This is a genomic window from Pseudomonas sp. BGA-UO-ETr-WB11, assembly GCF_059567785.1.
In genome coordinates this window covers 1034147-1056467 of sequence record NZ_JCAQOS010000008.1, presented here as the reverse complement: position 1 = coordinate 1056467, position 22321 = coordinate 1034147, and the positions used below count along the sequence as shown (strand labels likewise).

23 protein-coding genes are annotated in these 22321 nt (G+C 60.6%); 6 read left to right on the top strand and 17 right to left on the bottom strand.

The features are described 5' to 3' along the window. Nucleotides 1-59: 59 nt before the first annotated feature. On the bottom strand, nt 60-1196 hold the full coding sequence (locus tag AC56DI_RS18455) for an acyl-CoA dehydrogenase family protein (protein ID WP_496347432.1): 1137 nt from the start codon (nt 1194-1196) through the stop codon (nt 60-62). Nucleotides 1197-1453: 257 nt separating this feature from the next. On the opposite strand from AC56DI_RS18455, the gene AC56DI_RS18450 reads away from it, so the two are divergent. Continuing rightward, entirely contained in the window at nt 1454-2353 is a 900-nt protein-coding gene (locus AC56DI_RS18450; RefSeq protein ID WP_496347551.1) for a GlxA family transcriptional regulator, read from the top strand. A 101-nt stretch (nt 2354-2454) separates the two neighbouring features. Continuing rightward, complete coding sequence (locus AC56DI_RS18445) at nt 2455-3420, top strand: hypothetical protein (RefSeq protein WP_496347431.1); 966 nt, start codon at nt 2455-2457, stop codon at nt 3418-3420. 59 nt (nt 3421-3479) lie between these two features. On the opposite strand, the gene zapE is transcribed toward AC56DI_RS18445, so the two are convergent. The 3 genes from zapE to AC56DI_RS18430 form a co-directional block, all read right to left on the bottom strand. After that, the gene (gene zapE, locus AC56DI_RS18440; protein ID WP_496347430.1) at nt 3480-4574 is read right to left on the bottom strand and encodes a cell division protein ZapE; all 1095 of its coding nucleotides are present in this window, start codon (nt 4572-4574) and stop codon (nt 3480-3482) included. A gap of 93 nt (nt 4575-4667) precedes the next feature. Further along, complete coding sequence (locus tag AC56DI_RS18435) at nt 4668-6014, bottom strand: tryptophan--tRNA ligase (protein WP_496347429.1); 1347 nt, start codon at nt 6012-6014, stop codon at nt 4668-4670. 39 nt (nt 6015-6053) lie between these two features. Further along, nucleotides 6054-6686, bottom strand: a complete 633-nt coding sequence (locus tag AC56DI_RS18430; RefSeq protein ID WP_496347428.1) for an alpha/beta hydrolase — start codon at nt 6684-6686, stop codon at nt 6054-6056. Between the two features lie 184 nt (nt 6687-6870). Here AC56DI_RS18430 and AC56DI_RS18425 point away from each other — a divergent pair, with 184 nt between their 5' ends. Then, nucleotides 6871-7317: a Z-ring associated ZapG family protein gene (locus AC56DI_RS18425; protein WP_496347427.1), complete on the top strand. Its 447-nt coding sequence runs from the start codon at nt 6871-6873 to the stop codon at nt 7315-7317. A 60-nt stretch (nt 7318-7377) separates the two neighbouring features. Here AC56DI_RS18425 and cysN read toward each other — a convergent pair whose 3' ends face one another. The 3 genes from cysN to AC56DI_RS18410 all read right to left on the bottom strand — a co-directional run bounded on the left by cysN (nt 7378) and on the right by AC56DI_RS18410 (nt 11087). Further along, nucleotides 7378-9279, bottom strand: a complete 1902-nt coding sequence (gene cysN / locus AC56DI_RS18420) for a sulfate adenylyltransferase subunit CysN (protein WP_496347426.1) — start codon at nt 9277-9279, stop codon at nt 7378-7380. Nucleotides 9280-9292: 13 nt separating this feature from the next. Beyond that, nucleotides 9293-10210 carry a sulfate adenylyltransferase subunit CysD gene (gene cysD / locus AC56DI_RS18415; protein WP_422587879.1) on the bottom strand — a complete coding sequence of 306 codons (918 nt, stop codon included), beginning with the start codon at nt 10208-10210 and terminating at the stop codon, nt 9293-9295. 118 nt (nt 10211-10328) lie between these two features. Next, nucleotides 10329-11087 (bottom strand): Nif3-like dinuclear metal center hexameric protein, encoded by a 759-nt coding sequence (locus AC56DI_RS18410; protein WP_496347425.1) that lies wholly within the window; start codon nt 11085-11087, stop codon nt 10329-10331. A gap of 125 nt (nt 11088-11212) precedes the next feature. On the opposite strand from AC56DI_RS18410, the gene algW reads away from it, so the two are divergent. After that, complete coding sequence (gene algW, locus AC56DI_RS18405; RefSeq protein WP_496347424.1) at nt 11213-12364, top strand: Do family serine endopeptidase AlgW; 1152 nt, start codon at nt 11213-11215, stop codon at nt 12362-12364. A 56-nt stretch (nt 12365-12420) separates the two neighbouring features. Here the strand turns inward: algW and hisC are convergent, their stop codons facing one another. The 10 genes from hisC to AC56DI_RS18355 form a co-directional block, all read right to left on the bottom strand. Continuing rightward, on the bottom strand, nt 12421-13479 hold the full coding sequence (gene hisC, locus AC56DI_RS18400) for a histidinol-phosphate transaminase (protein ID WP_496347423.1): 1059 nt from the start codon (nt 13477-13479) through the stop codon (nt 12421-12423). A 2-nt stretch (nt 13480-13481) separates the two neighbouring features. Next, nucleotides 13482-14807 carry a histidinol dehydrogenase gene (gene hisD, locus AC56DI_RS18395; protein WP_496347422.1) on the bottom strand — a complete coding sequence of 442 codons (1326 nt, stop codon included), beginning with the start codon at nt 14805-14807 and terminating at the stop codon, nt 13482-13484. Between the two features lie 124 nt (nt 14808-14931). After that, on the bottom strand, nt 14932-15567 hold the full coding sequence (hisG, locus tag AC56DI_RS18390) for an ATP phosphoribosyltransferase (RefSeq protein ID WP_496347421.1): 636 nt from the start codon (nt 15565-15567) through the stop codon (nt 14932-14934). Nucleotides 15568-15644: 77 nt separating this feature from the next. Then, nucleotides 15645-16910, bottom strand: coding sequence for a UDP-N-acetylglucosamine 1-carboxyvinyltransferase (gene murA, locus AC56DI_RS18385; protein WP_496347420.1), 1266 nt, complete (start codon nt 16908-16910; stop codon nt 15645-15647). Nucleotides 16911-16932: 22 nt separating this feature from the next. Then, nucleotides 16933-17172, bottom strand: coding sequence for a BolA family protein (locus AC56DI_RS18380; RefSeq protein WP_422587886.1), 240 nt, complete (start codon nt 17170-17172; stop codon nt 16933-16935). A gap of 380 nt (nt 17173-17552) precedes the next feature. Then, nucleotides 17553-17861 carry an STAS domain-containing protein gene (locus AC56DI_RS18375; protein WP_496347419.1) on the bottom strand — a complete coding sequence of 103 codons (309 nt, stop codon included), beginning with the start codon at nt 17859-17861 and terminating at the stop codon, nt 17553-17555. After that, complete coding sequence (locus AC56DI_RS18370) at nt 17858-18496, bottom strand: MlaC/ttg2D family ABC transporter substrate-binding protein (protein WP_496347418.1); 639 nt, start codon at nt 18494-18496, stop codon at nt 17858-17860. The genes AC56DI_RS18375 and AC56DI_RS18370 overlap by 4 nt, the downstream gene beginning before the upstream one ends. Nucleotides 18497-18510: 14 nt before the next feature. Beyond that, nucleotides 18511-18978, bottom strand: a complete 468-nt coding sequence (gene mlaD / locus AC56DI_RS18365) for an outer membrane lipid asymmetry maintenance protein MlaD (RefSeq protein WP_324519464.1) — start codon at nt 18976-18978, stop codon at nt 18511-18513. Next, on the bottom strand, nt 18978-19775 hold the full coding sequence (mlaE, locus tag AC56DI_RS18360) for a lipid asymmetry maintenance ABC transporter permease subunit MlaE (RefSeq protein WP_496347417.1): 798 nt from the start codon (nt 19773-19775) through the stop codon (nt 18978-18980). The genes mlaD and mlaE overlap by 1 nt, the downstream gene beginning before the upstream one ends. Continuing rightward, the gene (locus AC56DI_RS18355; RefSeq protein ID WP_496347416.1) at nt 19775-20584 is read right to left on the bottom strand and encodes an ATP-binding cassette domain-containing protein; all 810 of its coding nucleotides are present in this window, start codon (nt 20582-20584) and stop codon (nt 19775-19777) included. The genes mlaE and AC56DI_RS18355 overlap by 1 nt, the downstream gene beginning before the upstream one ends. Before the next feature lie 238 nt (nt 20585-20822). Between AC56DI_RS18355 and AC56DI_RS18350 the strand changes: the two genes are divergently transcribed. Further along, nucleotides 20823-21797: a KpsF/GutQ family sugar-phosphate isomerase gene (locus tag AC56DI_RS18350; protein WP_496347415.1), complete on the top strand. Its 975-nt coding sequence runs from the start codon at nt 20823-20825 to the stop codon at nt 21795-21797. Continuing rightward, nucleotides 21797-22321 (top strand): KdsC family phosphatase, encoded by a 525-nt coding sequence (locus AC56DI_RS18345; RefSeq protein WP_496347414.1) that lies wholly within the window; start codon nt 21797-21799, stop codon nt 22319-22321. Before AC56DI_RS18350 ends, AC56DI_RS18345 begins: the two co-directional genes overlap by 1 nt.

The following is a 22321-nucleotide window of genomic DNA, read 5'->3' as shown; positions in this document are numbered from 1 at the left end:
ACCCGTTTCGCCCGACACGAGCTGCACCGGGCGAATCAGCTGCAGTCACATCTCGGCCACTACAGCGAGCGGGCAATGATTTCCTTCATGATCTCGTTAGTACCGGCATAGATGCGCTGCACCCGCGCATCGGCCCAGGCACGGGCCACGGGGTACTCCCACATGTAACCGTAGCCACCATGCAGCTGCACGCACTCATCCAACACCTTGCACTGCAGGTCTGTGCCCCAGTACTTGAGCATCGCTGCGGTCGGCACATCGAGCTTGCCCTGCAAATGCAGCTCCAGGCATTTATCCAGAAATACCCGACCGATTTGTACCTCCGTAGCGATTTCCGCCAGCTTGAAGCGGGTGTTCTGGAAGTCCGCCACCGCCTTGCCGAATGCCTTGCGCTCACGGGTGTATTCCAGGGTCCACGCCAATGCCGCTTCAGCCGAAGCCAGAGCACCGATACCTACGGTCAAGCGCTCCTGAGGCAGCTCCTGCATCAGATAGGCGAAGCCCATACCGGCCTGCCCCAACAAGTTTTCCTTGGGCACGCGCACATCCTGGAAGAACAGCTCGGACGTATCCTGCGCCTTCATGCCGACCTTCTCCAGACGCTTGCCCTTGGCAAAGCCTGGCGTGCCCGCCTCCACTAGAAACAGACTGGTGCCCTTGGCGCCAGCTTTCGGATCGGTCTTGGCCACCACAATCACCAGATCAGCCAGATAGCCGTTGGTGATAAAGGTCTTGGAGCCGTTGATCACATACTCGTCACCGTCCAGCACGGCAGTGGTTTTCACCCCTTGCAGATCAGAGCCTGCGCCCGGCTCGGTCATGGCGATGGCGGTAACCATCTCGCCAGACACCAGTTTGGGCAGGTATTTGTGCTTCAGCGCTTCGGAGCCGTAATGCAGGATGTACGGCGCGACGATGTCGGAATGCAGGGAGAAACCAATACCGGTCAAGCCAAGGCGGCCGATTTCTTCAATCACCACCGTACTGTAGAGAAAATCCGCAGCCATACCGCCGTACTCTTCAGGAATGTGCGAGCACAGCATCCCCGCCTCACCAGCTTTATTCCAAAGCCGGCGATCGACATGGCCGTCCTTTTCCCATTGTGCGTGGAACGGCACGGCTTCCTGCTCAAGAAACTTGCGCACACTGTCCCGAAAGAGTTCGTGATCGGAGCTGAATATTGTTCTTGGAATCATGACGGCACCTAAAAAAACGCAACGGAAGACAAAATTTGCCAAGGCATGACTGTAGGACAGTCCGACCGACAACCACACTGGACACATCCGCCAAAAAATAAGACGATCCAGCCGTATATTGACCGTTTACCCCTAAATAATTAAAACAAGAACACTCCATGACCCCGCTAACCGCCACGCCCCTGAAGCGCGTCAGCATCCTGGCCACCGAAGGCGTCTTCGCCTCCACCCTGCTGCAGGCCAAGGATTTCTTCCACATGGCCAGCCTGCGCTATGGCAAACAACTCGGCCTGGGCCTAACCCCCTCGTTCGAAATTCATCTGGTCAGCCCAGACGGCCAGCCGGTACGCAGCTTCAGCGACGTGATCATTCCGGTTGATGGCCGCCTGGACAGCGCCGACGTGATCATCCTGCCCGCCTTCTGGGATGACTTCGACGCACTCTGCGCGCGTCACCCACATGTGCTGAGCTGGCTGCGCGAACGTCATGCGGCTGGTGCAGCGATATGCGGAGAGGCCACGGGCGTGTTCTGGATGGCCCAGTCCGGCCTACTGGACGGCAAGGAGGCCACGACCTACTGGCGCTTCTTCAATGAGTTTTCCGAACGTTTCCCCAAGGTGCTGCTGAACCAGGAAAAGCACCTATCGGACGCCGACAACCTGTATTGCGCCGGTGGCGTCACCTCGGCCTGCGACCTCTACATTTACCTGATCGAGCGCTTCTGCGGGGCCAGCGTGGCCCAGGGCGTGTCCCGCGATATCCTTTACGAAGTGCAGCGCAGTTATGCCCCTGGCCGCATTGGCTTCGGTGGGCAGAAACTGCACCAAGACGTGACCATCCTGCAGATTCAGCACTGGCTGGAAGAACATTTCGCCGACAAGTTTCGCTTCGAAGATGTAGCTCGCGCCCACGGCATGAGCATTCGCAACTTCATGCGCCGATTCCAGACCGCCACGGGCGACAAGCCCCTGCACTACCTACAGCGCCTGCGCATCGAAACCGCGAAGGGCCTGCTCTCGGCCACGCGCAAAAGCATCAAGACCATCAGCTACGAAGTTGGCTATGACGATGCCAGCTTCTTTGCCCGCCTGTTTCGCCAACACACCGAGCTGTCGCCCAATCAATATCGCCGGCAGTTCCAGCACAAAGGCGAGTAACCGCTCGCCATTCGTAGGATGGGTTCACCGGCCCAGTAGACGCCCTATGATCGGCCGAGCCCCGCGGGGCGCCCCCCCTACAACAAGAACAGGTCCAAGCCATGCGCCATGCCCTTTTTGCCCTGCTCAGCCTCTGCAGCCTCGGCGCTGTTGCGGATGACAACTGGAAACCCTTCCCCCACGACCAAAGCGCCTACGACTACTCTGGCGACAAGCTACGCCAGGCCTGGCCACAGCTGACCCGTGGTTTTGGCACAAACTACCCGTACCCAGATGCCGAATGGGTCGTCAACATGGCTACACAAAACCCCAAAGCCCTGGAAATGACGGTTGCCGCCGGCACCGGTTTCACCGGCAAGCCCGAGGAAGCCGAGATCTATGCGGCCAAGCTGCAGGATGTGTGGCGCAGCATGTTCCGTGGCGACTTTGCCAAAGCCAAGGCTGATGGTCTCAAGCTCGGTGTTGGTGGCCAGGTGCCAGCGATGTTTGCCCAGGTCATCTATGCCCTGTTTATGGCACCTGACCAAGCCAGCAAACACAAACTGCTGGAAGAAGTGATCAGCTACACCGACCAGGCCGGCGATCTGGTCAACGCCGACCCGATGGCCATGTTCGGTCGCGTCTACGCCAAGGCGCGCCTCGGTGAGGAGCTGCCGATTGCCGTGGTACTCAAGCGCGGCTACACCAGCCAAATCCCCAAAGAGCTCGACGCCCTGCTGGCCAAACAACCGCGCCAGCCGTTCGCCCTGGCACTGTACGGTGGCTACGAAGCCGGGGTGATCCGCAAGGTCGGCTCGCTGGTGGGTGGCATGACCTACGGCGTCAGCTCGGACAAGATGGAGCAGTACTTCGAGCGATCGTTCAAGCAAGCCAACAACCTGCCGATCGGCCACTACGAATACGCCAACGCCCTCACCTACGTGTACGGCGACGACGAGCACGACAAGGCCCTGAAGCACCTGAAACTGGCGACCCAGATCAAACCGATCAACGCCATGGAAGCCCTGGAAGTGGCCCACGCCAAGAAGCTGCTGGCCAGCTTCGAACAGAGCACCGCCCAGCGTTAAATCCGTGCCAAAACAAAAAAGGGGTTGCCAGTGGCAACCCCTTTTTATTTCTACCGCCGTTACGGCTTATGCGGTCGCGAGAGGAACTCGTGGGACTGCATTTCCAGCAAGCGACTGAGGGTGCGCTGGAATTCAAACTCCAGGCGGCCACCGGTGTAAAGGTCCTTCAACTCAACCTCAGCCGAGATGATCAGCTTGACGTTGCGGTCGTAAAACTCATCCACCAGGTTGATAAAGCGCCGCGCCATGTCGTCCTTGCTCACGCCCATTTGCTCGACGTTGGAAATCAGCACCGCGTGGAAGATCTTACCCAGCTCGATGTAGTCGTTCTGACTGCGCGGACCATCGCACAGCTCGCGGAACTCGAACCAGGCCACGTCGTCACCGACCTTGCGCGCCTGAATGGCCCGATTCTCGATCATCAGGTCTTCATCAAGCTCGACCTGGCAATGCTCCGGCAACAGACTGCTGAAGCTCTTGCTCAGGCTGTCTTCCGCTGCCGCATCCAGCGGCCAGTGATACAGCTCGGCCTGCTCCAGTGCGCGCAGGCGGTAATCGACGCCGCTGTCGACGTTGACCACTTCAGTGTGCAGCTTGACCAGGGCAATCGCCGGCAGGAAACGCGCACGCTGCAGGCCATCTTTATACAGGCCATCGGGAACGATGTTGGAGGTCGCCACCAGTGTCACGCCGTTCTTGAACAGCTCTTCCAGCAAGCCGGCCAGAATCATCGCATCGGTAATATCAGAGACGAAAAATTCGTCAAAACAGATCACCCGAGTTTCGGCGGCAAAACGCTTGGCCACCAACGGCAGCGGGTTTTTCTCACCTTTTAGGGTGCGCAACTCTTCGTGAACACGCTTCATAAAGCGGTGGAAGTGAGTGCGGGTCTTCTCTTTGAACGGCAGCGCATCAAAGAAGGTATCGACCAGGTAGGTCTTGCCGCGACCCACGCCGCCCCAGAAATACAGGCCTTTGACCGGGTCCTGGGTCTTCTTGCTGAACAGCGAACCCAGCAGGCCAGGCTTATGCTTGTGCGCCGCCACCAGATCGTCATACAGGCGTTGCAGATGGCGCACCGCAGTTTCCTGGGCGGCGTCATGGAAGAAGTCGGGCCGTTTCAGGTCCTCTTGGTATCGCGCTAGGGGAGTCATAGTCGGCAACTGGGCTGGGCAAGAAAAACGGGGCGCCACTGTAACGGCGCACCCACGGATTGGCAATTGACCACAGGTAGAGTGGCCCGCGGATTACTCCGCCGGCGCCAGGGCTTCGCGCAGGCGCTGGATGGCAGCCTGGCAGGCCGCCGCATCAGAAAATGCCGGGCTCTCGGCGATGCACTCAGCGTCCAGCCACAGAGCAAAGCCATCGCCCTGTTCACGCAGGTCTAGCTCATCGCCACTCTGCAGACGCTTGCTGACCTGACCGGCGGACTTGCCGTCGGCAAAGCACTTGGACAGCAGCAACTGCTCGCCAGCGGCATCCAGCAGGCGGAAACGGAAGCTGCCATCATCCTCACGGAAGCTGACAAAGCGCGCGCTTTTCGCCGCCTTCTTCTTACCTGCATCACCTGCCTGCACCTGGGTACGGAACGAGCGCAGGCCCACCGCCTCGCGCAACTCACCGAGGAACGGCGTAGCGACCTTGCGCGCCTTGGCAGCACCGGCCAAAAGAATATCCTCCAGCTCCGCCGGCTTCTCGATCAAGGCGTGATAACGCTCGCGCGCCTCACCCAGCTCGCTGTCCAGCAGCTGGAACAGACGCTGCTTGGCATCGCCCCAGCCCAGGCCGGCAACCAGCTCGGCACGGAACTCGGCTTGCTGGGCGGCGCTGGCAAAGGCCTGATAGAGGGTGAACAGGTGCGAATTGTCCGGATCCTTGGCCTCGCCGGGCAACTTGGAGTCGGTGACGATGCGGGCAATGGCGTCTTTCAGTTGTTTGGCGCTGCCGAACAACGGAATGGTGTTGTCGTAGCTCTTGCTCATCTTGCGCCCGTCGAGGCCCGGCAAGGTGGCCACGCCCTCTTCGATCACCGCTTCCGGCAAGGTGAACAGCTCCTTGCCCTGACCGAACAAGTGATTGAAGCGCTGGCCGATGTCGCGGGCCATTTCCACGTGCTGGATCTGATCGCGACCGACCGGCACCTTATGCGCGTTGAACATCAGAATGTCCGCGGCCATCAGCACCGGGTAGCTGAACAGGCCCATGGTCACGCCGGCGTCTGGGTCTTCACCCAGCTCGACATTCTTGTCCACCGAGGCCTTGTAGGCATGGGCACGGTTGAGCAGGCCCTTGCCAGCAACGCAGGTCAGCAGCCAGGTCAGCTCGGGAATTTCCGGAATATCGGACTGGCGATAGAAGGTCGCACGCTCGACATCCAGGCCACACGCCAGCCAGGTAGCGGCGATTTCCAAGCGCGAGCGCTGGATGCGCAGCGGGTCATCGCACTTGATCAGCGCATGGTAGTCAGCCAGGAAATAAAACGAATCGGCATCGGCGGCGCGGCTGGCGACAATCGCCGGGCGAATGGCGCCGGCGTAGTTGCCCAGGTGCGGAGTGCCAGTGGTGGTGATGCCGGTCAGAATACGAGTGGTCATGGTCTGTCGCTTATCGGTTGGGCCTGCGGCGGCTAGTGATCACGCCAGACGAGGTAACACCGCGTCTTTTAGATCGGTCAGCTTGCCGTGAAAAAAGTGCCCGCATTCTGCCACTTTCAGCAGCTCATGGGGGCGCGGCAATGCCTGTGACCAGGCAAACACCACGGCCGGGTCGATCACTTCATCCTGTTCCGGCTGGATCACCGTCAACACGGCGTGCTCAGGCAGCCGTTCCGGTGCCTGCAGGCGCTGCACAGCCGGGGCGACCATAAACAGCCGCTCGACCACCTGACCTTGCGCCTCCAGACGCCCAGCCAGGGCAGCGGCGACAAAGCCGCCGTAAGAAAAACCGAGCATGCTCAGCGGCAGTTGCGGCTTCTGGCCACGTAGCCACAGGGCGATTGCCTCAGCATCGTCGACCTCGCCACCAGCCATGTCGTGGCTACCGGCACTTTGGCCGACGCCGCGGTAGTTGAAGCGCAACGTGCTGTAGCCGGCGTCGCGCGCCGTGCGCTGCAAGGTGGAAACCACCTTGTTGAGCATGGTGCCACCCTGCACGGGATTGGGATGACAGAGCAGCGCCAGGCCACGAGCATTCGGCAGATCAAGGTACAGGGCTTCGAGGGGGCCACAGGGGCCCTCGAGCAAAAGCGGTATTTCACGGGTGGACAACGGGTAACTCCGTGACCCCAGGTAGGGTCGACTCGTCTAGCTGACAGCCTGCGCCATGCACACTAGGTGCATTAAGCATGCACACTAGCTGCATAACCTATGCACACACCGGCATTGCATTGCGCTATACAGCGCAGGTTCGAGCCGTTAACGTAAAGCAAAGCCGCTTATAGAGGAAGGATTCGTGGAACAGTCGCTCACCGCCTGGTTACTGCCAGCCCTCGCATTGCTGACCGGCATTGCCATCGGTTTTTTGATCGCCCGCCTGTTGCCCAACGCCGCCCCCGGCCGTACGCAGCGTCAGCTGGATGATCTTCAAGGTCGCTTCAACAGCTACCAAAGTGAAGTGGTCACCCACTTCAACACCACCGCCAGCCTGGTCAAGCGCCTGACCCAGAGTTACCAGGACGTGCAGGAGCACCTGTCCGAGGGCGCCGACCGCCTGGCATTGGACGAAATCACCCGGCAGCGCCTGCTTGCTGCCCTGCACAGTGACGACAACCACAACGGTCCGCGCGAGCGCCTGACCCCACCAGCCAACAATGAGATGCCCAAGGACTACGCGCCAAAACCCGCGGACGCCACCGGCACGCTGGATGAAAGCTTTGGCCTGAAGAGCAAGAAGTCCTGAAGCGCTGAACCGCAGCCATAAAAAAACCGCCTTCCGGCGGTTTTTTTTATCGGCGGGCGATTAGATCGCGCCGCGACTGCGCAGCAGCTCCAGCACGGCCTTGACGCCCTCTTCCACCGAGGTGGACTGGGTATCAACCACCAGATCGGCATCCAGCGGGATGTCGTAGGCGAAGGACTCACCAGGGATGTTGTCGCCACCTGCGGCGTACAGCCCCTGCGGATCGCGCTCACGGCACGCGAGCGGCGAAGCCTGCACATAAACGGTGAGCAAGCGCTCAGCACCAATGATGGCCTTGGCCTGTTCGCGACCTTCGGCATCCGGCGCAACAAAGGCTGCCAGCGTCAGCATGCCAGCTTCGTTGAACTGCTTGGCCACCTGCGCCGCACGGCGCCAGTTCTCACTGCGACCGGCACGGTCCTGGGGCAAGCCCTTGTTCAGGTCACGGCGCAGGTTCTGCCCATCCAACACGTAGACCGCACGGCCCATATCGAACAGCTTGCGCTCCACGGCGTAGGCCAGGGTGCTCTTGCCGGCGCCCGACAGGCCGCTGAACAACACGCTGGCCGATTGCTGGCCGAAGCGCGCAGCACGCTCCTCGGTGGACACATGGGCCAACTGGCCGTGGTGACCACTGCCCGCCTGACCGCCCACTGGCGCGGCGATGATCATGCCGGCGCCGACGGTACCGTTGGTCAAACGATCGATAACGATAAAGGCACCGGTGGTGCGGTTACTGGCGTAACCGTCGAGGGCAATCGGTGCATCCAGAGCGACTTTGACCTTACCGATCTCGTTCAACTGCAGGCTGCTGGCCGGGCCTTCTTCCAGGGTGTTCACGTCAACACGGTTGTGGATGCTGGCAATCGAGCCCGGCACATAACTGGTGGCGCGTTTGATGTCGTACTTCTTGCCCGGCAGCATCGGCTCTTCAGCCATCCACACCAGCATGGCGTCGAAACTGTCGGTCACCTGCGGCTGGTTGTCGGCATGCACCAACAGGTCGCCACGGGACACGTCGATTTCGTCTTCCAGGGTCAGGGTCACGGCCTGGCCTGGACCCGCCTGCTCCAACTCACCGTCGAAGGTGACGATCGACTTGATCTTGCTGCCCTTGCCCGACGGCAGGACTATGACTTCGTCACCCTTGCGCACGATGCCGCTGGCCAAGGTGCCGGCGAAACCGCGGAAGTTCAGGTTCGGACGGTTAACGTACTGCACCGGGAAACGCAGATCGGTGAAGTTGCGATCACCGGCCACTTCCACGGTTTCGAGAATTTCCATCAGCGACTGACCGCTGTACCACGGCGAACGCTCGGATTTGTTGACCACGTTGTCGCCCTTCAGCGCCGACATCGGCACGAAGTGCAGCGAGCTTGGCTTGAGCGCGATGCCCTCGGCAAATTCCAGGTAATCGGCCTTAATCTGCTCGAACACCGCCTCATCGAAGCCTTTGAGGTCCATCTTGTTGATGGCGACGACGATGTGTTTGATGCCCAGCAGGGAGGCGATAAAGCTGTGACGTTTGGTCTGGGTCTGCACACCGTAGCGGGCGTCGATCAGGATGATCGCCAGGTCGCAGGTGGAGGCTCCCGTGGCCATGTTGCGGGTGTACTGCTCATGGCCGGGGGTGTCGGCGATGATGAACTTGCGTTTGGCGGTGCTGAAATAGCGGTACGCCACGTCGATGGTGATGCCCTGCTCGCGCTCAGCCTGCAGACCATCCACCAGCAGCGCCAGGTCGATGTCTTCACCAGTGGTGCCGACCTTCTTCGAGTCTTTGGTGATGGCTTCCAGATGGTCTTCGTAGATCATCTTCGAGTCATGCAACAGGCGCCCAATCAGGGTGCTCTTGCCGTCGTCAACGTTGCCGCAGGTGAGGAAGCGCAGCAGCTCTTTGCGCTCATGTTGTGCCAGGTAGGCCTGGATGTCTTCGCTGATCAAATCGTCTTGGTGCGACATATAAAAACCCTACTTAGAAATAGCCCTGGCGTTTTTTGTCTTCCATCGAACCGGCACCGTCATGGTCGATCACGCGACCCTGACGCTCGGAGGTTCGAGCCAAGAGCATTTCCTGAATGATATCGGTGAGGCTGGTGGCCTCGGACTCCACCGCGCCGGTCAGCGGGTAGCAGCCGAGGGTACGGAAACGCACCTTCTTCTTGACGATACGGGCCTTGTCCTCATCGCTGAGGTGCTCAAGGATGCGCTCGTCGTCGATCATGATCAGGGTGCCGTTCTTCTCGATCACGTCGCGTTCGGCGGCGAAGTACAGCGGCACGATCGGGATGCCTTCCAGATAGATGTATTGCCAGATGTCCAACTCGGTCCAGTTCGACAGCGGGAACACGCGGATCGACTCGCCCTTGTTGACCTTGCCGTTGTACACATTCCACAGCTCAGGGCGCTGGTTCTTTGGGTCCCAGCGGTGCTTGCTGTCGCGGAACGAGTACACACGCTCCTTGGCGCGGGATTTCTCTTCGTCGCGGCGCGCGCCACCGAAGGCAGCATCAAAGCCGTACTTGTCCAGGGCCTGCTTCAAGCCCTCGGTTTTCATGATGTCGGTGTGCTTGGCGCTGCCGTGGGTGAACGGGTTAATGTTCTGCGCCACGCCATCGGGGTTGATGTGAGTAATCAACTCCAGGCCATATTCCTTGACCATTTTCTCGCGGAACGAATACATCTCCTGGAACTTCCAGCGAGTATCCACATGCATCACCGGGAACGGCAGCTTGCCGGGGAAGAACGCCTTGCGGGCCAGGTGCAGCATTACGGCGGAATCTTTACCGATGGAATAGAGCATCACCGGATTATCAAACTCGGCGGCGACCTCGCGGATGATGTGGATGCTTTCCGCCTCCAGCTGTTTCAGATGCGTCATTTTGTCGAGCATGGCTACTCACATTGGCAATAGGACGGCCGGCGGGCCGTGGACGAGGCGCGAACTTTAGCACAGCACCTGCTTCTAATCAGGCGCCTAGTTAGATCTAAAGGTTCTAGCCATATTCCCCTTAAACGGGGTTTGGGCAGTCGATAAACAGGTGTTCGAGGGCAAAGCGCCGGGCCAGATAATCGCCCAGGGCCTGCACCCCATAGCGCTCGGTGGCGTGATGGCCGGCGGCAATAAAGCTGATGCCGTTTTCCCGCGCGCTGTGCACGGTCTGCTCTGAGGCCTCGCCGGTCAGGTACAGATCGACACCGGCGGCAATCGCCTGGTCGATGTAGCCCTGACCACCACCGGTGCACCAACCAACCCGGTGAATCAGGCCGTCACCCTCAATCAGCAACGGCTCACGCCCCAGCACGTCATGGACCTTGCGGGCAAAGTCGCGGCCGCTCATGGGCTCGGCCAGCGCGCCGACCAAACCGACACTGCGCGGGTTATCGGCCTCCAGCGGGCCTTCAACAATGAGGTCGAGCTGGCGCGCCAGCTGTACGTTGTTGCCCACCTCGGGATGCACATCCAGGGGCAGGTGATAGGCCAGCAGGCTGATGTCGTGGCTCAGCAATGTCTTCAAACGGCGCTGCTTGATCCCGGTAATGCAAGGATTCTCGCCCTTCCAGAAGTAGCCGTGATGCACCAGCACCACATCGGCATCGGCTTCCACGGCCGCATCCAGCAGCGCCTGACTGGCAGTCACGCCGCTGACGATACGCCGCACCTGCGGCCGCCCCTCCACTTGCAGACCATTGGGGCAGTAATCGCTGATGCGCGCGGCATTCAGGTAACGCTCGGCTTCTTCCACCAGGGTGGTCAGGGCAATGGCCATGGCAAAGGTTCTCCAAAACTGTCGACAAAGCCGGCAAACAGGCTATTTGCCTAAGCACCGGGCTCTCTATAATGGCGCCACCTTAAGGGCCGCCTCCGGCCCTCGCAACCCTCAGGATTCATTCCATGCCCAAGGCCCTGCGATTTTTTGGCTGGCCGTTACTGGTCGGCGTGCTCGCCGCCCTGCTGATCATCCAGCGCTACCCCGAGTGGGTCGGCCTGCCGCGCCAGGACGTGCACCTGCAGCAAGCGCCGAGCTATGGCCTGCTGCAGCAAGGCCCGGTGTCCTATGCCGAGGCCGTGGGCAACGCCGCGCCGGCGGTGGCCAACCTGTACACCACCAAAGTGGTGAGCAAGCCGGCCTCGCCGCTGGCCAATGATCCGCAGTACCAGCACTTTTATGGCGACAACCTGCCCAAACAGCGGCGCATGGAGTCAAGCCTGGGTTCGGCGGTGATCATGAGCCCGGAAGGCTATCTGTTGACCAACAACCACGTGGTCAGCGGTGCCGACCAGATTATCGTGGCCCTCAAGGATGGCCGCGAAACCCTGGCCAAAGTCATCGGCAGCGACCCGGAAACCGACCTGGCGGTGCTCAAGATTGACCTCCCCGACCTGCCCGCCATCACCCTCGGCCACTCCAACAAGATCCAGATCGGCGACGTGGCGCTGGCCATCGGCAACCCCTTCGGTGTTGGCCAGACCGTGACCATGGGCATTATCAGCGCCACCGGGCGTAACCAGCTGGGCTTGAACACCTACGAGGATTTTATCCAGACCGACGCCGCGATTAACCCCGGCAACTCCGGTGGTGCCTTGGTGGATGCACTGGGCAATCTGATCGGCATCAATACCGCGATTTTCTCCAAATCCGGCGGCTCGCAAGGCATCGGCTTTGCCATTCCGAGCAAACTGGCCCTGGAAGTGATGAACGCCATCATCGAACACGGTCGGGTGATTCGTGGCTGGCTGGGTATCGAAGTGCAACCGCTGACCCCAGAGCTGGCCGAATCTTTCGGCCTGGAAGGCCGTCCCGGCATCGTGGTGGCGGCGATCTACCGCAACAGCCCAGCCGAGCGGGCCAACCTGCAGCCCGGCGATATCATCCTCAGCATCGATGGCCAGCCCGCCAGCGACGGGCGCAAGAGCATGAACCTGGTGGCCCAAGCCAAGCCCGGCGAAGAGGTGAGCATCGCCATCGTGCGCAATGGCCAGGCACTGGAGCTGCGCACCGAAATTGGCTTGCGCCCGCCGGTCAGCAGTAACGAGAACAAATAAGTCTCGGCACCATAAAAAACGGCGCCCGAGGGCGCCGTTTTTTATGGTGCCGTTACTCAGGCCAGGCACACAGCTAAGGCATCCAACAGCGCCTGATTCTGCTCCGGCGTGCCGATGCTGATGCGCAGGAACTGGGCGATACGCGCCTGTTTGAAGTGCCGCACGATCACCCCGTGCTCGCGCAGACCCGCCGCCAGCGCGGCAGCATCCTGCTGCGGATGACGAGCGAAGACGAAGTTGGCCGCCGACGGCAGCACCTCGAAGCCCTGCCCGGTCAAGGCTTGGACCAGCGCCTCACGGCTGTCGATCACCAACTGGCAGGTGTGGGCGAAGTAAGCCTGATCTTCGAATGCCGCTGCCGCACCGGCAATCGCCATGCGATCCAACGGGTAGGAGTTGAAGCTATTCTTGATCCGCTCCAGTGCCTCGATCAGATCCGGATGGCCCACTGCTAAGCCGACACGCAGCCCCGCCAGCGAGCGCGACTTCGACAACGTCTGGGTCACCAGCAGGTTCGGGTACTGATTGACCAGGCTAATGGCGCTGACGCCACCGAAGTCGATATAGGCCTCGTCAACCAGCACCACGGTATCCGGGTTGGCCTTGAGCAGGCGCTCGATGGCCTCTAGGGCCAGCAGACAACCAGTGGGGGCATTCGGGTTGGGGAACACGATGCCGCCGTTAGGCCGCGCGTAATCCTCAACGCGAATCTGCAGCTGCTCGTCCAGGGCCACCGCCTCGAACGGAATGCCATACAGACCGCAGTAGACCGGATAGAAGCTGTAGCTGATATCCGGAAACAACAACGGCTGGCCGTGTTGGAACAGGCCATGGAACGCATGGGCCAGCACTTCATCGGAACCATTGCCGACAAACACCTGGGCAGTCTCTACCCCGTAGTAATCGGCCACCGCCTGCTTGAGGCGATCGCTGTTGGGATCGGGATACAGGCGCAGGTCGTCATTCAATTCCGCCTGCATGGCTGCCAGCGCCTTGGGCGATGGGCCATAAGGATTTTCGTTGGTGTTGAGCTTGACCAGCTTGGCCAGCTTGGGCTGCTCACCGGGCACGTAGGGCACCAGATCCTTGACGAAGGGACTCCAGAATTTGCTCATGCTTATTTCCCCTCAGCGTCAGGCGCAATACGGTATTCGGCGCTGCGGGCGTGGGCAGTCAGCGACTCACCACGGGCGAGTACCGAGGCCACCTTGCCCAGCTCGGAGGCACCGGCAGCCGAGCAATAGATGATCGACGAACGCTTCTGGAAGTCATACACCCCCAGCGGCGAGGAGAAGCGCGCGGTGCCCGAGGTCGGCAACACGTGGTTCGGCCCGGCGCAGTAATCACCCAGGGCCTCGGCGGTATAACGGCCCATAAAGATCGCCCCGGCGTGACGGATCTGCGGCAAGTACTGCTCAGGGTTGGCGACCGACAACTCCAAGTGCTCGGGCGCAATGCGATTGGCCACCTCGATGGCCTGAGCCATGTCCGCCACCTGAATCAGCGCACCACGGGCAACGATCGAGGCATTGATAATCTCGGCACGCTCCATGGTCGGCAGCAGCTTGGCAATGCTGGCAGCGACTTGATCGAGAAAGGCCGCGTCCGGGCTGACCAGAATCGCCTGAGCGTCTTCGTCGTGCTCAGCTTGGGAGAAAAGGTCCATGGCGATCCAGTCCGGATCGGTCTGACCATCGCAAACCACCAGAATCTCCGACGGTCCGGCGATCATGTCGATGCCGACCTTACCGAACACGTGCCGTTTGGCGGTGGCCACGTAGATGTTGCCGGGGCCGACGATCTTGTCCACCGGCGGCACGCTCTCGGTGCCATAGGCCAATGCCGCCACGGCCTGGGCGCCACCAATGGTGAACACCCGATCGACACCCGCGATGCAGGCGGCGGCCAGGACCATTTCATTGATTTCGCCGCGGGGAGTCGGCACCACCATGACCACCTCGGCGACACCGGCGACCTTGGCGGGAATGGCGTTCATCAGCACCGAGGACGGATAGGTGGCCTTGCCGCCCGGCACATACAGGCCGGCGCGATCCAGTGGCGTGACCTGCTGGCCAAGCACCGTGCCGTCGGCCTCGGTGTAAGTCCAGGAGTTCTGCTTCTGCCGCTCGTGGTAGAGGCGCACGCGCTCGGCGGCTTTTTCCAGGGCTTCGCGCTGGGCCGCGGTAATGCGCGTCAGGGCCAGCTCCAGGCGCTCGCGCGGCAGGATCAGGTCGGCCATGCTGGCCACTTCCAAACCATCAAAGCGCTGGGTCAGTTCAACCAGCGCAGCATCGCCACGCTCGCGCACGGCACGAATGATCTCCAGCACCCGCTGGTTGACCGCGTCGTCGGACACGCTTTCCCAGCTCAGCAGATGGTCCAGATGCTGGGCGAAATCGGCATCGGCAGCGTTGAGTCGGCGAATAGCGATAGGAGCGGTCATAGCGGGCCTCATAAATTGGCAAATGCTCGGGCGTCGCTAAGCTACCAAGCCCACCGCATGGACGCCCGAGAAAATTGGCTATGACACGGATAGGCAAACGCGGCGAATTGCCGCGCCAGGGGTATTAGCGGGGGTGTCGGGACTCGACCGCGTCGCGCAAGGTGTCGATCAGCGCCTGGATGCGGGCGTGCTGCATCTTCATCGACGCCTTGTTGACGATCAGTCGCGAGCTGACGTGGGCAATCAACTCCTGGGCTTCCAGACCGTTGGCACGCAAGGTGTTGCCGGTATCGACCACGTCGATGATCTTGTCAGCCAGGCCAACCAGCGGTGCCAGCTCCATGGAGCCGTACAGCTTGATCACCTCGACCTGACGGCCTTGGGCCGCGTAGTACGCCTTGGCCACATTGACGAACTTGGTCGCCACGCGCAGCCGGCCTTTGGGCTCGGGCACGCCAACGGCACCGGCGGTCATCAGCTTGCACTTGGCAATCTGCAGATCCAGGGGCTCGTACAAACCCTGGCCGCCGTACTCCATCAACACGTCCTTGCCGGCCACGCCGAGATCGGCGGCGCCGTGCTCAACATAGGTCGGCACATCGGTGGCACGCACGATCAGCAGGCGCACATCCTCCAGGGTGGTGGGGATGATCAGCTTGCGACTTTTATCCGGGTTTTCGGTCGGCGCAATACCAGCCGCCGCCAGCAGCGGCAGGGTATCGTCGAGGATCCGACCTTTGGACAGGGCGATGGTCAGCATGAAACAGGAATCCTTTGGCGCGTGGTTCTGGTTAGCGCATGGCCGGCCCGCAGACCGGCTTTTCACTCAATGAGCTGTTAGCCCGGCACGCGGCGGATTTTGGCACCCAGCAACTGCAGCTTTTCCTCGATGCACTCGTAACCACGGTCGATGTGGTAGATTCGGTCGATCAGGGTATCGCCTTCGGCTACCAGGGCACTGATCACCAGGCTGGCCGAAGCCCGCAGGTCGGTGGCCATCACTGGGGCGCCTTTGAGCTTCTCGACACCAGTAACGATGGCGGTGTTGCCCTCGACCAGAATCTGCGCGCCCATACGGTTCATTTCATAGACGTGCATGAAACGGTTTTCGAATACCGTCTCGATCACTGCGCCAGTACCTTCGGCAATCGCATTCAGGGAGATGAACTGCGCCTGCATGTCGGTCGGGAACGCAGGATACGGTGCGGTACGCAGGTTCACAGCTTTCGGCCGCTTGCCATGCATGTTCAGCTCGATCCAGTTGCTGCCGGTGGTGACTTCAGCACCTGCTTCTTCCAGCTTGTGCAACACAGCTTCGAGGATGGTCGGATCAGTATCCTTGACCTTGACTCGGCCACCGGTAACGGCAGCGGCCACCAGGTAGGTGCCGGTTTCGATCCGGTCAGGCATCACGCTGTAAGTAGCCCCGTGCAGACGCTCAACGCCATCAATGGTGATGGTGTCGGTGCCAGCACCGGAGATCTTGCCACCCATGGCATTGATGAAGTTGGCCAGGTCGACCACCTCAGGTTCGCGAGCGGCGTTTTCCAGCACCGAACGGCCCTTGGCCAGCGCAGCGGCCATCATGATGTTTTCGGTACCTGTCACGCTGACGATATCGAAGAAGAAGTGCGCACCGCGCAAGCCACCTTCCGGCGCCTTGGCCTTGATATAGCCGCCTTCCACGTCGATCTTCGCGCCCATGGCTTCAAGACCACGGATGTGCAGGTCGACCGGACGCGAACCAATGGCGCAACCGCCAGGCAGTGCCACTTCAGCCTCACCGAAGCGCGCAACCAGAGGGCCGAGCACGAGGATCGAGGCGCGCATGGTTTTCACCAGCTCGTAGGGTGCGATCAGGGTCTTGATGCTGCGCGGGTCGATTTCGACGCTGAGCTTCTCGTCGATCACCGGCTCAATGCCCATGCGACCGAACAGCTCGATCATGGTGGTGATGTCGTGCAGGTGCGGCAGGTTGCACACGGTCACCGGGCCATCGGCCAGCAAGGTGGCAGCCAGAATCGGCAGGGCGGCGTTTTTCGCCCCGGAGATGCGGATTTCGCCATCAAGACGAATGCCGCCAGTAATAATCAATTTATCCATAGGAGTCTCATCGCCCGCAGGCTCAGGTGCGCTCCGCCCAAGCGGCGCGGCTGAAGAATTTCATGGTCACGGCGTGGATACTGCCATCGGCGATCCAGGCGTTCAGGTGGGCATAAACCTGTTGCTGACGCTTGACTGGGCTCAGACTGGCCAGGGCGTCGCTGATCAGATTCAACTGGAAGCTACAGCCTTCCCCTTCTACCTCTACCTGGGTATCCGGCAGTTTTGCCTCCAGGAGGCTTTTCACTTCTACGGCCTGCATGCTCAACCTCTATCGGCGCCCTACGCGCGCGGGGTCGGCCATCATACAAAAAAGCCCCCGGCCTGCGAACCCCGTTACGAGGGTCTGTTGCCGTTTCATCGCAAACCGCGTTGCTGCGAGAAATGGTCCCCGGTTAGGCGCAGGACGCAAGTAATGGTTATTCCCTTAGCAAGTCCTGCAACAACAGCGGTGGCCATTTCTCGCGCAACCCGAAGGGCCGGGCCTGTTTTTGCGCGAGGCGGCGTTACTCGTCGCTTATTTGGAACAACCAAATCGCGCTCCTCGCGCCTTACCTCGCGCAAAAACAGACTCCGGCGCGGCTGCGAATGAAACGGCAACAGACCCTAGGTTCACTGACCGGTGGGCCAGACAATTCTTGCTTATGCCTGCAGCGGCAACACCTCAGTCAACTCGCAGACCTGGGCGATTTCGCGCATATCCGCCGGCACCTGACAGACCACCAGGGATTTACCTGCAGCCTGCGCATCGCGCATAAACGCCAGCACCAGGGCCAAGCCGACGCTGCTGGATTTCTCCACCGCCGCGCAATTGAGGCTCAACGCTGCGGCTGGGTGCGTGGCGATCAGCTTGCCGCCCGCCTCGCGCAAGGCTGGGCCGCTGCGATAATCCAGCACACCGGCAAGCAGCAACTCACCAGAGGGCGCGAGGCTGATGCTGGCCGCACTCATGTGCCGCTGGCCTGTGCGGCTTCGCTTTGCTTGGCCTTGGCGACCACTTCAGCCCAGCCGTCGATGGTCTTGTCGAGATTGTTGCCATTGCGCTGCATGGCATCGGCGAACTGGTCACGGAACAGCTTGCCGACGTTGATGCCGTTGATAATCACGTTACGCAGCATCCACTGGCCATTGAGGCTGACCATGGTGTAGGAAACCGGGTAGATGGTGCCCTTGCTGTCCTTGACTTCCATGCCTACGCTGGCGCGTTCAGGGTCTTCCATGCGCGCCGGCAACACGCGAATTTCCTGGTTGTCGTACTCCAGCAAGGCATTGCCGTAGAACTGCATCAGGCTGCGCTTGAAGTTATCCTGAAAGCGCTGCAACTGCTCAGGCGACGCGCCACGTGAATACTTGACGGTCATGATGCTGCGGGAAATACCGTCGGCATCCACCACCGGGCCGATGATGCGATTGAGCGCATCATAAAAGGCGTTGGGGTTGCCCTGGTAAACCTGACGATTAGTCTTCAAATCGGCCAGCAGCTGCTCGGTGGTCTGTTGCACCACCTGATGCGCCGTCTGGGCACTGGCAAACAACGGCAGGGCAGCCAGCAACACCAGCAGGCCACGACAAAGGAACGAACGCATGTTGAGCACTCCCATTATTTGCTGTCCTTGTTCACGGTATTGAGCAGGAACTTGCCGATCAGGTCTTCCAGCACCAGCGCCGATTGGGTGTCGCGAATGGTGCCCTCATTTTTAAGCAGCGCCTCTTCCCCCCCTACACTGATGCCGATGTACTTCTCACCGAGCAGGCCGGCCGTAAGGATCGACGCGGTGGAGTCGGTAGGCAGGTTATCCACGCGCTTCTGCACTTCCATGGTCACCCGACCGGTATAGCTGTCGCGGTCGAGATCGATAGCAGTGACTTTACCGATAGTGACGCCGGCCATGGTGACCTTGGCGCGCACGGTCAGGCCGGCAATATTGTCGAAGTGCGCATACAGCTTGTAGGTGTCAGCACTGTCGGCTACCGACAAGCCGCTGACGCGCAGGGCCAGTAACAACAAAGCCAGCAATCCAGCCAGGAGAAACAGGCCAACACCGATTTCCAGGGTGCGGGTTTGCATCAGAAGTCTCCAAACATTAAGGCAGTCAAAATAAAGTCCAGGCCCAGTACCGCCAAAGAGGCGTAGACCACGGTTTTGGTTGTCGCACGACTGATGCCTTCCGAGGTCGGCTCACAGTCATAGCCTTGGAACACGGCAATCCAGGTGATCACAAAGGCAAAGACAATGCTCTTGATCACGCCGTTGAGCACGTCTTCATGGAAGTTCACGCTGTTCTGCATATTGCCCCAGAACGAGCCTTCATAAACGCCCAGCCAGTCAACCGCGACCATGGCGCCACCCCAGATACCAACCACGCTGAAGATCAGCGCCAGTAACGGCATGGAGATGAAGCCGGCCCACAGGCGCGGAGCAATGATGTACTTGAGCGGGTCTACACCGATCATTTCCAGACTGGACAACTGCTCGGTGGACTTCATGTTGCCAATTTCGGCGGTCAACGCCGAGCCCGCACGCCCAGCAAACAGCAAGCCGGTGACCACCGGACCCAGCTCACGCAGCAAGGTCAGGGCCACCATCTGCCCTACCGCCTGTTCGGAACCGTAATCCACCAGAATGTTGTAGCCCTGCAGCGCCAGCACCATGCCGATAAAAACCCCGGACACAATGATGATCGGCAGCGACAACACACCTACCGAATACAGTTGCTTAACCAGCAATTGAAAGCCACTGCCCAGGCCATTTCGGCCCAGCAACGCGTGTAGCAAAAATAGTGTGGAGCGGCCTAGGGCCTCGACCACCTCAATGCCGGCGCGCCCGAACAGACGAATCCGCTCAAGTGTTGGCAAACTGCGCATCAGCGCCCCCCCAAAAGATCGTCGCGGTAATTGGGTGCCGGATAATGAAACGGCACCGGGCCATCTGGCGTGCCCTGCATAAACTGACGAATACGCGGATTGTCCGAGTTCATCAACTCGTCCGGCGTGCCCTGACCGAGCACCTGACCATCACCCACCACATACAGGTAGTCGGCGATGCTGGCGGTTTCCGCCAGGTCATGGGAGACCACGATACTGGTGATCCCCAGGGCATCATTGAGTAGGCGGATCAGGCGCACCAGCACGCCCATGGCGATCGGGTCTTGACCGACAAACGGCTCGTCGTACATCAGAATCTGCGGATCCAGAGCAATAGCCCGCGCCAATGCCACACGGCGCTTCATGCCGCCGGACAGTTCATCCGGCGTCAGCTCGATGGCCCCGCGCAAGCCTACAGCCTGCAACTTCATCAGCACGATGTCGCGGATCATCTCTTCAGGCAGTTTGGTGTGCACGCGCAGCGGAAACGCCACGTTCTCGAACACATCCAGATCGGTAAACAGGGCGCCGCTCTGAAACAGCACACCCATCTGCTTGCGCATGTCGAACAGTTCAGCCCGCGACAGGGTCGGCAGGTTCTTGCCGTCGACCCATACTTCGCCTTGGGACGGTTTGAGTTGGGCGGCAATCAGGCGCAGCAGGGTCGTCTTGCCGCAACCGGAAGGCCCCATGATGCCGGTGACCTTGCCGCGCGGGATAAAGATATCGACGTTATTGAAAATCTTGCGTGCGCCACGCTGAAAGGTCACACCCTTCAGTTCGACCGCATTGGCATTCTCGGCACTCATCTGGACTCCTTATGCTGCCGTCATTACTGACGTCGTGCCCGCCTTGCAGGACACTCGCCCATCGTCGGGGCCAGCCTGCCTCCATAAACAAGCCGCGCACTATACCATCGACCCACAGACCACCCAAGGCACAAACCGCTGCCCAAGCCGGCATTTACCCCCTACGACAAACAAGGGTGAGCCCAAGCGCCTTTGCCGCTATAATCGCCGGCTTTTAATCGCCCGGTACTCCGACCCCATGAGCCAGTCCAGCGACTTGATCCAGTCCGCCCAACGCACCATTCGCCTCGAAATCGAAGCGGTGGAGGGTTTGCTTGCGCGCATTGACGCGAATTTTGTCCGCGCCTGCGAGCTGATCCTGGCGAGCAAAGGCCGGGTCGTGGTGGTCGGCATGGGCAAATCCGGGCATATCGGCAACAAGATCGCCGCCACCCTGGCCAGCACCGGCACCACTGCATTCTTTGTGCACCCGGCCGAAGCCAGCCACGGCGACATGGGCATGATCACCCGCGACGACGTGGTCCTGGCCCTGTCCAACTCAGGTTCCACGGCCGAGATCGTCACCCTGCTGCCACTGATCAAGCGCCTCGGCATTACCCTGATCAGCATGACCGGCAACCCTGAATCACCTTTGGCCAAAGCGGCCGAAGTCAACTTGGATGCACGCATCAGCCAGGAAGCCTGCCCCCTGAACCTGGCACCCACCTCCTCGACCACCGCCTCGCTGGTACTGGGCGACGCCCTGGCCATCGCCCTACTGGAAGCCCGCGGCTTTACCGCCGAAGACTTCGCGTTTTCCCATCCGGGTGGCGCCCTGGGCCGTCGCCTGCTGCTGAAAGTCGAGCACGTGATGCACAGCGGCGACAGTCTGCCACGTGTGCTTCGCGGTACCTCACTGCGCGATGCACTGCTGGAAATGACCCAGAAAGGCCTGGGCATGACCGTGGTCCTGCAGGCCGACGGCAACCTGGCCGGTGTGTTTACCGACGGCGATCTGCGGCGCACCCTGGATCGCGGCGTCGACGTGCTCAAGGCCAGCATTGATGATGTCATGACCGTCCACGGCAAAACCGCCCGACCAGACATGCTCGCCGCTGAAGCCCTGAAAATCATGGAAGATCACAAGATCAACTCGCTGGTAGTGGTCGACGACCAGGACCGCCCGGTAGGCGCCCTGAACATGCACGACCTGCTACGCGCCGGAGTGATGTAATGAACCAAGACCTGCAGCAACGTGCCAAGGCAATCAAACTAGCGATCTTTGACGTCGACGGCGTCCTCACCGACGGCCGCCTGTATTTTCTGACCGACGGCAGTGAGTTCAAAACCTTCAACACCCTCGACGGCCAAGGCATAAAGATGCTGATCAACTCCGGGGTGCGCACCGCCATCATCAGCGGCCGCAGCACACCCGTAGTGGAAAAGCGCGCCAACAACCTGGGTATCCAGCATCTGTATCAGGGCCGCGAAGATAAATTGGTGGTGCTGGACGAACTGCTCGGCGAACTCGGCCTGAACTACGCTCAAGTGGCTTATCTGGGCGACGACTTGCCTGACCTGCCCGTCATCCGCCGCGTCGGCCTGGGCATGGCCGTGGCCAATGCCGCCGGCTTTGTCCGCCAGCATGCCCATGGTGTGACCGAAGCCCGAGGTGGTGAAGGCGCCGCACGCGAATTCTGCGAACTGATCATGCGCGCCCAAGGTAGCCTCGACGCTGCCCTCGACGCCTACCTGTAG

Coding starts and splice junctions, on each gene's coding strand:
- AC56DI_RS18455 (WP_496347432.1), bottom strand. CDS start 1,196: ATGATTCCAAGAACAATATTCAGCTCCGATCACGAACTCTTTCGGGAC.
- cysN (WP_496347426.1), bottom strand. CDS start 9,279: ATGTCGCACCAAGACGATTTGATCAGCGAAGACATCCAGGCCTACCTG.
- hisD (WP_496347422.1), bottom strand. CDS start 14,807: ATGACCGCTCCTATCGCTATTCGCCGACTCAACGCTGCCGATGCCGAT.
- AC56DI_RS18350 (WP_496347415.1), top strand. CDS start 20,823: ATGAGCCAGTCCAGCGACTTGATCCAGTCCGCCCAACGCACCATTCGC.
- hisG (WP_496347421.1), bottom strand. CDS start 15,567: ATGCTGACCATCGCCCTGTCCAAAGGTCGGATCCTCGACGATACCCTG.
- mlaD (WP_324519464.1), bottom strand. CDS start 18,978: ATGCAAACCCGCACCCTGGAAATCGGTGTTGGCCTGTTTCTCCTGGCT.
- AC56DI_RS18345 (WP_496347414.1), top strand. CDS start 21,797: ATGAACCAAGACCTGCAGCAACGTGCCAAGGCAATCAAACTAGCGATC.
- hisC (WP_496347423.1), bottom strand. CDS start 13,479: ATGAGCAAATTCTGGAGTCCCTTCGTCAAGGATCTGGTGCCCTACGTG.
- AC56DI_RS18450 (WP_496347551.1), top strand. CDS start 1,454: ATGGCCAGCCTGCGCTATGGCAAACAACTCGGCCTGGGCCTAACCCCC.
- algW (WP_496347424.1), top strand. CDS start 11,213: ATGCCCAAGGCCCTGCGATTTTTTGGCTGGCCGTTACTGGTCGGCGTG.
- AC56DI_RS18355 (WP_496347416.1), bottom strand. CDS start 20,584: ATGAGTGCCGAGAATGCCAATGCGGTCGAACTGAAGGGTGTGACCTTT.
- cysD (WP_422587879.1), bottom strand. CDS start 10,210: ATGCTCGACAAAATGACGCATCTGAAACAGCTGGAGGCGGAAAGCATC.
- AC56DI_RS18375 (WP_496347419.1), bottom strand. CDS start 17,861: ATGAGTGCGGCCAGCATCAGCCTCGCGCCCTCTGGTGAGTTGCTGCTT.
- AC56DI_RS18435 (WP_496347429.1), bottom strand. CDS start 6,014: ATGACCACTCGTATTCTGACCGGCATCACCACCACTGGCACTCCGCAC.
- AC56DI_RS18380 (WP_422587886.1), bottom strand. CDS start 17,172: ATGCAGGCCGTAGAAGTGAAAAGCCTCCTGGAGGCAAAACTGCCGGAT.
- AC56DI_RS18445 (WP_496347431.1), top strand. CDS start 2,455: ATGCGCCATGCCCTTTTTGCCCTGCTCAGCCTCTGCAGCCTCGGCGCT.
- murA (WP_496347420.1), bottom strand. CDS start 16,910: ATGGATAAATTGATTATTACTGGCGGCATTCGTCTTGATGGCGAAATC.
- AC56DI_RS18410 (WP_496347425.1), bottom strand. CDS start 11,087: ATGGCCATTGCCCTGACCACCCTGGTGGAAGAAGCCGAGCGTTACCTG.
- mlaE (WP_496347417.1), bottom strand. CDS start 19,775: ATGCGCAGTTTGCCAACACTTGAGCGGATTCGTCTGTTCGGGCGCGCC.
- AC56DI_RS18370 (WP_496347418.1), bottom strand. CDS start 18,496: ATGCGTTCGTTCCTTTGTCGTGGCCTGCTGGTGTTGCTGGCTGCCCTG.
- zapE (WP_496347430.1), bottom strand. CDS start 4,574: ATGACTCCCCTAGCGCGATACCAAGAGGACCTGAAACGGCCCGACTTC.